The sequence below is a fragment of the Komagataeibacter rhaeticus genome, from assembly GCF_003207855.1.
GTDB classification, from domain to species: Bacteria; Pseudomonadota; Alphaproteobacteria; order Acetobacterales; family Acetobacteraceae; genus Komagataeibacter; species Komagataeibacter rhaeticus.
The window spans coordinates 135,799-149,173 of sequence record NZ_NKTZ01000007.1 but is presented as its reverse complement, the minus strand read 5'-3'; the positions used below and the strand labels follow the sequence as shown (position 1 = coordinate 149,173).

General features: G+C 57.1%; 7 protein-coding genes, 1 tRNA gene and 1 pseudogene. 7 read left to right on the top strand and 2 right to left on the bottom strand.

Going from position 1 to position 13,375, the window contains the following annotated elements; translation table 11 throughout:
* The first annotated feature begins 22 nt into the window (after positions 1-22).
* A tRNA-Met gene (locus CFR78_RS09450) sits at positions 23-99 on the top strand.
* A gap of 747 nt (positions 100-846) precedes the next feature.
* Here CFR78_RS09450 and CFR78_RS09445 read toward each other — a convergent pair.
* On the bottom strand, positions 847-1,467 hold the full coding sequence (locus CFR78_RS09445) for a sterol desaturase family protein (RefSeq protein ID WP_051672068.1): 621 nt from the start codon (positions 1,465-1,467) through the stop codon (positions 847-849).
* Positions 1,468-1,733: 266 nt separating this feature from the next.
* A complete protein-coding gene (locus CFR78_RS16615; protein WP_240471401.1) occupies positions 1,734-2,195 on the bottom strand; it encodes a hypothetical protein in 462 nt (153 codons plus the stop codon).
* Here CFR78_RS16615 and CFR78_RS09440 point away from each other — a divergent pair, their 5' ends adjacent.
* The 6 genes and pseudogenes from CFR78_RS09440 (at position 2,196) to CFR78_RS09415 (ending at position 13,373) form a co-directional block, all read left to right on the top strand.
* A complete protein-coding gene (locus CFR78_RS09440) occupies positions 2,196-3,551 on the top strand; it encodes a capsular polysaccharide export protein, LipB/KpsS family (RefSeq protein ID WP_240471400.1) in 1,356 nt (451 codons plus the stop codon).
* A gap of 1 nt (position 3,552) precedes the next feature.
* Complete coding sequence (locus tag CFR78_RS09435) at positions 3,553-4,848, top strand: capsule biosynthesis protein (protein WP_034930922.1); 1,296 nt, start codon at positions 3,553-3,555, stop codon at positions 4,846-4,848.
* Positions 4,849-4,890: 42 nt separating this feature from the next.
* A complete protein-coding gene (locus tag CFR78_RS09430) occupies positions 4,891-6,138 on the top strand; it encodes a glycosyltransferase family 4 protein (protein ID WP_034930919.1) in 1,248 nt (415 codons plus the stop codon).
* Between the two features lie 678 nt (positions 6,139-6,816).
* Positions 6,817-11,345 (top strand): annotated as a pseudogene (gene bcsA / locus CFR78_RS09425) (UDP-forming cellulose synthase catalytic subunit).
* A gap of 114 nt (positions 11,346-11,459) precedes the next feature.
* On the top strand, positions 11,460-12,128 hold the full coding sequence (locus CFR78_RS09420; protein ID WP_034930916.1) for an SGNH/GDSL hydrolase family protein: 669 nt from the start codon (positions 11,460-11,462) through the stop codon (positions 12,126-12,128).
* 132 nt (positions 12,129-12,260) lie between these two features.
* Entirely contained in the window at positions 12,261-13,373 is a 1,113-nt protein-coding gene (locus CFR78_RS09415) for an acyltransferase family protein (RefSeq protein ID WP_258366035.1), read from the top strand.
* The last annotated feature ends 2 nt before the right edge of the window (positions 13,374-13,375 follow it).

The following is a 13,375-nucleotide window of genomic DNA, read 5'->3' as shown; positions in this document are numbered from 1 at the left end:
TCTTCCAGTCTCCCCTTACCACCGCGGGGTGGAGCAGCCCGGTAGCTCGTCAGGCTCATAACCTGAAGGCCGCAGGTTCAAATCCTGCCCCCGCAACCAAACCGAACATACTGATATCTAACAAAAAATGCCGCCCTTAGAGGCGGCTTTTTTGCGTCCTGAATTCCACTGCAGGAAACACATGGGAAGCACGCGGAAATGAGACTTTTTTGGGTCTGAAAGTCACTATGGGAAACATAGAAAGGATCAATCATGCGGCGTAGAGACTGATCAGAGTGTGCCCACTCTGCCCGGTTTCCTGCTCCAGCGGCAGCCTATGCCTGTTTGATACAGATAGGATGAATGGTTTTTACGGACTGTCCACCCCACCCAGACGGTACTGCTGCATGCCTGCTCTATCTCTGAAAAGCAAAGGAAACATCAAGAATTGGGTGGAAGTACACGCATTCTGGAACCGTATGCTGGCTGACGATACATTTTGGCGCATTTCTGCCATCTGTATCGGGAACAGAAATATATGTCTTTCCCAATACCTGTTGTGGCATCTTCAGACTGGCGCCAGATTTGGCATTGGATAATTTGTTAAGAGACTGTTTGAAAAGTTAGGCCGGAAAACATCCAGCAATCATAAAGAAGTTTTTGGTGAAGCTTTTTTCAAAAAGCTTCGAAAAACGCCGCCTTTTTGAAAAAAGGCAGCACCCAAAAACTTTTATTATTTTTTATCAATGACTTGTTTTCAAACAGTCTCTAAGTTTCTTTTGCGGAACGTGTGGTCAGAATCTATGGCAAAAGCCCTGATGCCTTCATATTGGCATATTCTGTCAGGACTTTTATAAAATATGGTTACTATTTCTGTTTTGAACTTGTTTTAAATATACCATCAATAAATATGCCAGTAATGGCATAGTTGGCATCATGATCTTTATAATGATGCTTGATGTGATGCACCTTCAGTTTCTTTAGCCATTTTGATTTCATGGGGAACTGATGGCATGAATAATGAATGATGTCGTAGCCAATATAACCGCATATGAAACCTGCGGCAGCAGCGCTACCATTGCCTTTTCCCATGAACCAGACACAGCCTGTCCATATGACCGCAGCCAGGGGCAGGGACACGCTTAACGGCATGAGATTGCGCAGTGGATGATTCGGCTGTTCATGGTGGTTGCCGTGAATCAGGAAGACCATGGACTTCACGAACGTCGATGTGCCCTTCAGGTGGAAGAGGAAACGGTGGAGCAGATACTCCATCGGAAACCAGACAACCCACCCGATCAGGAAACAGATCACGAAAGCCGTTACCGAGGACGCGTGGCTGAATGCATAGAGCAGGGCAATAAACAGGATCATACCCCATACGACAAGAAATATGGGGAAGGACAGCAGTGTCATGCATTCAAAAACAGGATTTTTGAATAACCGGATCGGCATATCATCGGTTTCATTTCTGCCTACCCGACGCATGTAAGACATCCTTGAAGTTGAATTGTGGTAATTGTCCTGCGCCTTTTTTACTATTGGCGGCTTCCGTGAAGATGCCAAATTTTCTATCATAAATTTTCGGCACAACCTACCATGCAGTTCGTCTCTCTGCCCCGGAAAGACGCACTGCTTCTTAATACACGATTATCCGAAACGCCAGCCAAATGCTTCTGTCACACCCCGGTCTGTTCCTGTTCGCAGCATGATCTGATCAAGGGCAGGGCAATACCATTTTCCTTGCCAGAGGTCTATCTGGCCTGTGGAAAAAGATACGGAAATGCATTAGGAGACGTCCCAGATGTTGAGAGGAACATGGATTGGCCTGCCATAGCCTGTTTCGTTGCCCCCCGTTTCGTGAGACGAAGCCCGTCCGCCTTGCCGTTCCATCCGGTCGTTCCCTTTGTGTTGGCACAGACGAAAAAATTGCCTGGCTGCGCCATGAAATCGTAACCCGGCGGGTGGGTGGCACATTCTGGGCACCAGCCCGGCATCCCGGTCGTTCCTTTCCCGTTCTTGTCTGCTGTTCCGGCATGCAGGGTACAACATCCCAGCCCCTCGTACAGTTGCTTCAGCGTGTGCTTGGGCAGCATGACAAAACTGATATCCTGCTCTTTTATCCTTTTCGGCATGGCCGGGTTGCCCGATTTGCAAGGCAGCATCGGATCCGCCACGTCTGTACTCCATGTGATCCACATGATCTGCTGGATCATGTGGGACAGGTCCATGAACTGGGCAATGGAGATATAGGGACGCTGGCCAGCCTGCGCGGCCTGCCTGTGTGGCGTTATGCGCTGCCGCAGCAGGGTGGGACAGACCATCGGGAACCGACCCCGCTTGATGGCGATACGGTTCTGCATGGATTACTGTCAGACTGGCATTATATTGACCCATTCGATAAACGTTTTACTGATATCAATAATATTATAGAAATTCTGACGCTGTGGCGTAAGATCATTGATGAAAACCGCCATATCGGGGCATGCGTCGGGATGTCATGGTGGAAGCGTGGCAGAATAGCGGATTTTCTGACGATCCCCCCAACCAGCCCGCGATTTGTCCGTTCGGCTGCTCAGGCACTGCGACTGTGTCGGGAGCGTGGCGCATCAGTCGCGATGTGGGCGACGCGTGTGCCGCCTGGACTGGAGGAAAAGGCAGCGAAAGAAAACATTCCTATCTGGCGGGTGGAAGACGGGTTTGTAAGATCTGTTGGCTTGGGAAGTGGCCTGCAGGTTCCCGCATCCATTATTCTTGATAAAAGGGGGATCTATTACGATCCGGCCGGGCCCAGCGACCTTGAACATATCCTGGCAACGGCCCGGTTCGACCCGCAACTGCGCCAGCGCGCCCGTCATCTTGGTCATTACCTGGTTCATAAAGGCATTACAAAATACGGCAGGGCCGACCAGGCCGGGATTGCCGGGTGGGACAGCGGTGGACGCCGTACCATCCTGGTGCCGGGTCAGGTCAGTGATGATCAGTCCGTGCTGCGTGGCGGTGGCCGAATTCGTGGTAATCTGGAACTGCTGCGGGCGGTGCGCCGTCATAATCCGGACGCCTTCATCATTTACCGCCCGCATCCCGATGTGACTTCAGGCTACCGCTCTGGTGCGTTGAACGATAAGGACGTATTGTCCTGTGCGGACCATGTCAGTTATGGCGGTTCGATAGCCGCCCTGATGGAACGCGTTGACGAAATCCATACCCTGACGTCGCTTGCGGGGTTTGAGGGCCTGTTGCGGGGGATCAGGGTCGTGACCTACGGGGGCCCGTTTTATGCGGGCTGGGGGCTGACGACGGATATGGGAGACGTGCCATGGTCCAGACGCGGACGCATGTTGCATATTGAAGAGCTTGTCGCCGGTGCCCTAATTCTTTACCCACGTTACCTTGATCCGTTGACCCGGTTACCTTGTGAGGCCGAGATCCTTGTCAATCGTTTCGAAGATCCGGCCTTGTGGCGTCCAACCCCGCTCATGCAGGTCAAGACGGCCTATGGAAGGACGAAGGTAATGTTGTTGCATCGTATCAGTCAGGGCGCATGGGCCAGCAGGAGCCAAAGCAAGTAATATGGTACAGGATATGCAGGTTCCTGCAGGCGGTCCCCGCAGGTTTCTTCTGTTGCAGGGGCTTATGGGGCCTTTTTTCCGCCGGGTCGGCATTGCCCTGCGCAAGACCGGATACGAAGTTTACAAGATCAACTTCAATGGGGGGGACCAGCTGTTCTGGCGCCTGCCCAACGGGCTGGACTTTACCGGGTCCAGCGCGCAGTGGCCGGACTTCGTGCGCAGGGTCATTCGTGAGTACGGCATTACGGATGTCATGCTGTTTGGTGACTGCCGACCCCTGCATCGCGTGGCGATCGGCATCTGTCATGAAATGCATGTGCGGGTCTATGTATTCGAGGAAGGCTATATCCGGCCTGACTGGGTGACGCTGGAACTGGATGGGGTGAACGGGCATTCTCACCTGCCGCGTGACCCGGAATGGTATGTACACCGTGCGGCGCTGTTGCCGCCGCTGGGGCCGCATTCCTACGTGCCTTCTTCGTTCCGTCGGCGGGCACTGGAGGCCGTGGCCTATAATGCGGCGGATATCCTGACCCGGTGGTATTTCCGGCACTGGAATGATTACCGCCCCTGGCATCCGTGGATAGAAGGTATTGGCTGGCTCAAACGCCTCAGGAACCGTGATGCCGCCCAGGTGCGGACCGATGCCATCATGGCCGAGGTCAGGGAAAAGGCGCTGCCCTATATGCTTTTTCCACTCCAGCTTGATGCGGATGCGCAGATCAGGCTGCATTCCGAATTCAAGGGGAATGAAGGGGCCATTGACTATGTCCTTCAGTCTTTTGCACGGCATGCGCCAGCTGATCTGTACCTGCTGGTCAAGGAACATCCACTGGACAATGGCGTAAAGGACTGGCGCAGGCTGGTCATGCGCATTGCCCGCAAATACGGCATTCAGGATCGTGTCCGTTATCTGGAATGTGGGGATATTGCCGTACTGGTGCGCGCGGCGCGCGGGGTCGTGACCATCAACAGCACGACGGGCACGCTTGCACTGGCATCCGGCGTGCCGATCATTACGCTGGGTCAGGCGATTTATGATATTCCCGGTATTACCTATCAGGGAAGCCTGAATGACTTCTGGTGCAATCCACCGCCGCCGGATGAAGAGATATTCAATGCTTTCCGCAGGGTACTGATTGATCGTTGCCTGATTGAAGGGGGCTTCTTCTCCGAGCAGGGGCTGGACCTGCTGGTACGCGGCACGTTGCAGCGCATCCAGTCGCCTGCCCGTTCGGATGACGGGTCAAGCTTTGTTACCTCCCATCTGGAACGCCTGCAGGTTGTAAGGCGGTAGGCAATACCGTTGCCCACAAGACATAATAGGAATGCCAGCGGTATGTCGGTGCATATCTTCATGGATCTGTCACGTCTGATCGCGCGGGCCGGCGTGCCTGTGCCCACAGGCATAGACCGGGTCGAATATGAGTATGCCCGCCATCTTCTGGAACATGAGGCGCACCGGACGCATTTTGTCGCGTTTCATCCCGTCGGCCGGATTGGCGAGATACCGTTTGAAGAGGCCCGGGATTTTGTGGGACGGACCGGTCGTGCCTGGGACGGCGCGCGCGAACTCTGTTCCAGCCTGCGCTGGCAGGGGCGGCGCCTGACATGGCAGGCGCTGAAGGCGGCGGACAGGGGGCAGGGTGTTTCCTCTCCCGCCATGTACCTTAATGTGTCGCATCATCACCTGACGCGCCCGCGCAGCATCGGGAATTTCCTGGTTCGTTACAATGCGCTTTTCATTGCCATGGTGCATGATCTCATTCCCATGGAATTTCCGGAATACGGTCGACCGGGGGAAGCGGAAAAGCATCTTGTCCGGATGCGGACGGTCGCACGCCTGGGGGCCGGGGCCATTGTGCCGTCACATGCCGTTGGCCGATCGCTGGCGCCATATCTGCGGCACAGTCCGGCCAGGGAGCATGTGGCGGTTGTGCCGCACGGCGTGCATCTGGGGGAGACCGTTCCGGAAAAAGGTGCGTTCCAGAAGGATCTGATGCAGAAGGGGCGCCCCTATTTTGTCTGTCTGGGTACGATTGAGCCGCGCAAGAACCACCTGCTGCTCCTGCATATCTGGCGCAGCATGGCAGAGGAAATGGGCGCGCAGGTGCCGCATCTGGTTGTTGTGGGCAAGCGCGGCTGGGAAAATGAAAATGTGGTTGATATGCTGGAGCGCTGTCCGGCATTGCGTGGCTGCGTTCATGAATGCCAGGGCCTGACCGATCCGGAAGTCGCGGCCCTGCTGCAGGACTGTGCGGCTCTTGTGTTCCCATCCTTCAGTGAAGGGTTTGGCCTGCCCCTGGCCGAGGCGCTTGTACTGGGCGTGCCAGTCATATGTAGCGACATTCCGGTTTTTCATGAATTTGCCGGAAGTGACGTTACCTATATTGATCCAACCGATGGGCCTGCGTGGATGCGTGCAATCCGTGATGCCAGCAGGGGAAAGGCCCCTGCTACCGCATCAGGGGGGAGCGATTTCAGGGCGCCCGATCTGTTTCAGTGGCCGGAGCAGGTCGGCAAGGGAATACAGGCGGCGGATTCCATCATTGAAAAATATCGACGTAATGGCCTGATACCTGCGTAAAACGCATCGGCACGTTTTTTTATCAAAATAGATTTTGATATTACATGTATTCCATAGAAACATGTTTATCATTTCGAATTCAAAACAAACAGATAAGAGAAAATATTTAAAAATCAATACCATATTATAAGTAAAAATAATGCAAATAATACTGTAATTTTAAAAACGTATACCAATATACAAATATTATAAATATAAAATTTAATAATATTATTCCGCATAAATATATAATTTCACTTGTAATTACAAATATATAATATGTTTATACCAAATCATAAAATTAAATAACTTAAAAATATTTATTTTTATTTATTTATATATAATCATATATATCTGGTATTGTGGCGTTAAGATATGTGAAAAATATATTAAATCCTCATTTTTTATTTCTTGACAATCGTTTGCCATAAAACTAACAACTGGCTTCTATGAAAAATTAAGTCAATAATATGACTGAAAAGTGGCGATCCGCATGGTTTTACGTCAGGTCAGGTGATCAGGTACCTGTTTTTGTGCAGGGATTTCGGCTTGTGCCGTTTTGCGGCGGGCATCTGGGGGGGCTGCACGCTGCTCTTCGTGCGGATGTGTGGTTCTACGCAGGGCGGGTATCGCATTCTTGGGTTTTAGGCAGATCTGACGGTATGCATGGCGCAGTTTGTGGATAAAATTACCAGATTCATGGAGCAGGCGGCTACCGGCAGGGTGCCTTCATGGGTGCCGATCGTGATCGGTGTCGTCATGATGAGCTTTGTGGGTTCGGTTGCATTGCTGCCGGACATGCAGGGGCTGATTTCAATCGGGACGGTCCTGCTGCTGCTTGTGCTGAACCGGTTCAAGGGGCGCGGCATCACCATATTCCTCATGATGCTCTCGCTGCTGGTGTCCATGCGTTACGTGGTCTGGCGGCTGACATCGACGATCGAGTTCCATGGGTGGATACAGTCCGCCCTGTCCATCCTGCTGCTCCTGGCCGAGGTTTATGCCCTGTCCACCCTGTGCCTGAGCTATTTCCAGATGGCCTGGCCGCTGGGGCGCAAGGAGCATCCCCTGCCCGAGGATACGTCCTCGTGGCCACATGTGGACATATATGTTCCATCATATAACGAGGAACTGTCCCTGGTCCGCTCGACCGTGCTGGGCGCGCTGAAGCTTGACTGGCCAGAGGACAAGCTTCACGTCTACATCCTTGACGACGGGCGCCGGGTCGCCTTTCGTGACTTTGCGCTGGAAGCGGGGGCGGGCTACATCATCCGCTCGCAAAACAACCATGCGAAAGCAGGCAACCTCAATCATGCGCTGAAGATTACCGATGGCCAGTTCGCCGTGATCTTCGACTGCGATCATGTGCCCACGCGCGGCTTCCTGAAAAGAACCATCGGCTGGATGATCGCCGATCCCAAGCTTGCCCTGCTGCAGACCCCGCACCATTTCTATGCGCCCGACCCGTTCCAGCGCAATCTTGTGGCGGGTGCCCATGTCCCCCCCGAAGGGAACATGTTCTATGGTCTGGTGCAGGATGGCAATGATTTCTGGGACGCAACATTCTTCTGCGGTTCCTGCGCGGTCATCCGCCGCTCCGCTGTTCTGGGCATTGGCGGCTTTGCAACCGAGACGGTGACGGAAGACGCGCATACCGCGCTCAAGATGCAGCGCAGGGGCTGGCGGACCGCCTACCTGCGTGAACCGCTGGCCGGCGGGCTTGCGACCGAACGGCTGATCCTGCATATCGGCCAGCGCGTGCGCTGGGCGCGTGGCATGCTGCAGATCATGCGGCGGGACAATCCCCTGCTGGGGCGCGGGCTGCGGTGGGAGCAGCGGCTGTGTTACCTGTCCGCCATGTCGCACTTCCTGTTCGCCATTCCGCGCGTGACCTTCCTTGTCTCGCCGCTGGCGTACCTGTTTCTGGGGCAGAATATCATCGCGGCCTCGCCACTGGCCATCAGTGTCTATGCGCTGCCGCACATCTTCCATTCCATCCTGACCCTGTCGCGTATTGAAAGCCGCTGGCGGTATTCATTCTGGAGCGAGATCTACGAAACCTCGCTCGCCCTTTTCCTGGTCAGGATCACCATCGTCACGCTGCTGCAGCCCCACAAGGGGACCTTTAACGTGACGGACAAGGGCGGCCTGCTGGAAAAAAGCTATTTTGACGTGGGGGCCGTCTATCCCAACGTCATCCTTGCGGTCATCCTGTTCGCCGCATTCCTGCGGGGCATATTCGGCATTGTATGGCAGTTCCATGACCGCCTGGCCCTGCAGTCCTTCGCGCTCAATACGCTGTGGGTGGTCATAAGCCTGATCATCGTGCTGGCTTCCATCGCGGTCGGGCGTGAAACACGCCAGACCCGTGCCGCCCCGCGCATTGCCGTGGCCCTGCCGGTCAGGATAACCGACATGGAAGGCCGGAGCTTTGCCGGACATACCCGCGATATCTCGCTGGGTGGACTGGGGGTTGACCTGCACTGGCCCGCAGATGTCGCACGGCCCGACAGGGTCATGATGGAATATGTAAACGAGCGGGACGGGATCCATGCCACCGTGCCCGCAACGGTCCTGGCCCTGGATGAACGTTCCATGCGGCTGCAATGGGAACGCCGCGATCTGGAAGATGAAAGCCAGATCGTGGACATGGTCTTTGGCCGGAATGATGCCTGGGCGAACTGGGCCGATTTCGAGCCCGATCGCCCCCTGCGCAGCATTGCCATGGTGCTCAGAAGTATTGGTGGCCTTTTTAAATGGCAGGCGCGTGAGATCCCACGCCATGTGGCGGATGACGAAGAGGCCAAGGCGCCTGTCGTGGAAGCAAAACTGGAGAAACAAAGCCTCGTGCTGAAACCTGTTCGACGCAGTGCCCGGAATGGTGCTGCCGCATCCGCTGTCCTTCTCGTGGCTCTTGCCGCCCTCAGCCCGGTCGCGATGGCGCAGGTGCAGCCCGCCGCGTCCGCTTCCGTGCCGGACCAGACGGGCGTCAGCGCCGAAACCCCGTTCGGGGACAGCAATACCGGGACCGTGCCGGACATGATTCCGGTTATCGATCAGGCGGCGGCGGACCGGATCAGTGATTCGGAAGTGACCCGCACCCTGTCCTTCCGCAATCTGGGGGCCACGTCAGGCCCGCTGACGCTGCGTGGCTATTCCCCCCTGCAGGGGCTGGATGTGATCGTGCCCGCCAACAGGGTGGTCACGCATGCGCGGCTGTCCATTTCCGGCGCCCTTTCGCCCTCCCTGCTGCCGGAAGCCAGCGCGGTTACGGTCACGCTGAACGAGCAGTATATCGGCACGATCAAGGTCGATCCCGAACACCCGCAGTTCGGGCCGCTGACATTCGATATCGACCCGCTGTATTTCACGGGCGACAACAAGCTCAATTTCCGTTTTGCGGGCGAATACCGGCGTGACTGTAATGATCTCTTCAACGAGATCCTGTGGGCGCGTATCTCCGATATGTCCCAGATCACGCTCACGACCGTCCGCATCGCCCCCGAACGCAAGCTGTCGCGGCTGCCCGCGCCGTTTTTCGATCCCAACCTGCGTTCGACCCTGCGGGTACCGGTCGTGCTACCCGATACGAATTCGAAAAGCAGCCTGAAGGCGGCGGGACTGGTTGCTTCGTGGTTTGGCAAGATTGCCGATTTCCGCAAGCTGTCCTTTCCGGTCTTTACCGCCATCCCGGCATCGGGCAATGCGGTGGAGGTGGGTGAAAACCTGCCCGTTGACGAGGCGGGCACCCGGCCACGTGGCCCCATGCTGGCGGAAATCGCCAATCCCAACGACCGCTGGGGCACCATCCTGGTCGTGACCGGGCGCAATGCGCAGGAAGTGGAAGCGGCCGCGCGTTCCCTGGTCTTTTCGGCCGATACACTGGGCGGGGTTGCCGCCAAGGTGGTTGATGACGTGTCGCTGGAGGCGCGCCAGCCCTATGATGCGCCCGCCTTTGTCCCGACCCCGACCGGCTTGTGCGTTTTGGTGAACTGGTCGGGGCCGCCGACCTGCAGGGCGGCGGTTTCACACCCGCCGGCATGACGCTGCCCTTCCACCTGCCGCCCGATCTCTATACCTGGCGTGGCCGGCCCTTTCTGATGGACATGTGGATCCGTGCGCCCGGTGGCCCCGTGGTCGATCTGGAGACATCCCGCGTTGATGTCAGTCTCAACAACAACTACCTGCAAAGCTATACGCTTTCGCCGCCGGGGCTATGGCAGCGGTGGTCGCAGCGGCTGGTGAACCTGCATGCCGGGGCGGTGGGACATACTACGGCACTGCCCACCTGGCTGCTGTTTGGCCAGAACCAGCTGCTGTTCAATTTTGACGCCCGGCCGATCGACCGCGGGGCCTGCCGCCGCACCCCCGGTGACATCCGCATGAGCGTGGATTCCGATTCAACGCTTGATTTCCGCCGCGGCTACCATTTTGCCGAACTGCCCAACCTGTCCTATTTCGCCGAGGCGGCATTTCCCTTCTCCCGCATGGCCGACCTGTCCGAAACGACGGTGGTCCTGCCATCCCATGTCGATGCCGGGACGGCGGGCGCCTTTCTGGACCTGATGGGTTTCTTCGGGGCCTCGACGTGGTACCCGGCCGCCGGTGTGCAGATCATGACGGCAGACCAGGTGGGCGCCGCGCAGCCCGGGGGCGATATCGTGGTGCTGGGCACGGCGGAACAGCTGGGCAGCGCGACGAGCCTGCTGTCGCGCTCTCCTTACGTCATCAGGGACGGCCGCATCCAGGTTGGCGAACATATGGGCCTGCAGGGCATCTGGTACCTGTTCCAGGACCGTGACCACGCGGGGCTGAAGAATGGTGTGACCGCCAGGCTGAATGCCCCGATCGTCGAGGCAGGGCTCATGCTGGCGGCCCAGTCACCCTATGACCATGCGCGTTCCGTCGTGGCCTTCACCGGTGATACGCCGGAGCGGATTCACGATCTGGTCCTCAGCCTTCGCAACAAGACGGACCTGCCGTCGCTGCAGGGGGATCTGGTCATCAAGAATGGCAACCAGTTCACCAGCTACCGCACGGCGCCGACCTACACGGTGGGGTCCCTGCCGCTATGGGTGCGGGCGGACTGGTATCTCAGCCATCATCCCCTTGCGCTTTACCTGACCGGCCTTGCCGGGGCCGCGCTTACGGCGCTGGGTGTATGGGGCTGGTTGCGGCGCCTGTCGCGCAGGCGTATCGAGAATGAGGAACTGGCCGGGGAACAGTAACCGTTCCCCCTGCAGGAGGTAGTAAATGTTGAATGAAATCAATGTTGTCATCGAGTCTATTGGCGCATAGTCCTGGATTTTCAAAAGACGAATTATATTGTTTGGAAATGATCGATGAATGCTCTTCTTGCTGGCCTGACACTTCTGATTATCGGTGATAGTCACGTAACCTTCAAAGACACCCTGCTTTCGGTCCTGCCTGATGAATTTACCAGACAGGGCGCAAGGGTCGTGACCTATGGTGTGTGTTCCTCCACTGCGGCGGACTGGGTTGTGCCTAATCCCAATAACGGATGCGGGGCGGCCGAACGCATCGGCACCGCCCCGATCGGCGCGCCCGACATGAAGCCGGCCTCGCCGCCGCCGGTGGCCGAACTGATTGCGAAATGGCACCCCGACGCGGTCATGGTCATCCTGGGGGATACCATGGCCGCCTATGGGCAGGGCGCGGTCTCGAAGGACTGGGTGGACGAGCAGGTCAAGTCCCTGACCTATACGATTGGCAGGACCGCGTGCATCTGGGTCGGGCCGACCTGGGGGCAGTTCAGCCCGCGTTATGGCAAGACCGACCAGCGCGCGATGGAAATGGCAAGCTTCCTGAAGGGGGAGGTGGCGCCATGCACCTATATCGATGGCACGGCGCTGCTCAGGCAGGGAAGCGTCAGTACCACCGATGGCATTCACGCGACACCGGAAAGCTACCGGGCCTGGGGCAATGCCATCGTGCAGGCGGCGCTGCCGGAACTGGAGAAGCTGAAGTCTCCCGCCGCGGCGGGACAGTAGGGACCGCTCACGCCACGGCACTGTCCCTGACATGTCGCGGGATGTTCCCATCTTGCCGGATACGGACGCATACGTGGAAATTTGTTGATGCTGCAAGTAAATGACGCCGCCCCCGCCAGCAGATGGCGGGACATGTTCGGAAAGGACTTCTTTCCCCAAAACCGTCGGCGCGATATCGACGGGCTGCGTGGTCTTGCCGTTGCCCTTGTTGTCCTGTTCCATGCGGGCTGGCTGAAGGGGGGCTTTGTCGGGGTTGACGTCTTTGTCGTGATCTCGGGCTATTTCATGGGTCGTTCGGCGCTCATGCAGCATCCGTTCCAGCCAATGCGCTTTGTCTGCCGCAGGCTTTACCGCCTGCTTCCCGCGCTGCTGTGCATGATCGCGCTGGTCTCGGCCGGCATGCTGTGGTGGGTGCTGCAGAGTGACCGGGCCGATATCGCCGATAACGGCGCCTATGCCCTGGTCTACCTGTCCAATATCTGGGCATCGGGGCATGTCGGCTATTTCCAGGGGCAGAGCATTGCCTACCCCTTCCTGCATACATGGTCGCTTTCGCTGGAAATGCAGTTCTATGCCATCATCTTCTTGATGGCCCTGCTGCTGCCGCTGACACGGCACCGCAGGCTGGTACTGTCGGGCATCTGCGTGGCGTCGTTTGCCTTTTGCATCAGCTGCGACATCCGGGGGGATACGCAGGCCTATTACAACATCTTTGCCCGGCTGTGGCAGTTCTCGCTTGGCACGATGATCTGGATGTTCCCGCGCCCCCGACTGTCGGCGGTGGCGGCGAATACCATCCATGCCGGGGCCGTTGGGGTGATTGTGGGCGCGGCCCTGTTCTATACGCTCCGCTTTGCCTGTCCGTCCAGCATGGCGGTTTTTCCCTGTGTGGCCGTTGCGGCCATCATCATGCTGCCCCAGACGCAGGCGGGCAGGCTGTGCCTGGTGCCGCTTTCCCCGCTGGGGGTCATTTCCTACTCGGTCTATCTTTGGCACTGGCCGGGTATTGTGGTGGCAAACTACCTTCTGTTCTTTCAGGTGCATGGTCTGGTCATGGCGGCGGTTCTGGGCATCGTGCTCGTGGTCAGCCTGTTCAGTTACCTGCTGGTGGAACGTACCGGCCTGAATTACGAGGACAGGGTCGTCCCCGCCGTCCGCAACCGTGGGGCGGCCCTGCTGGTGGGGTCATGCATGGTGCTGGCCATGGTCCTGTTCTACGTCTCCCGTGTGTCCCGTGTTCATTAGGA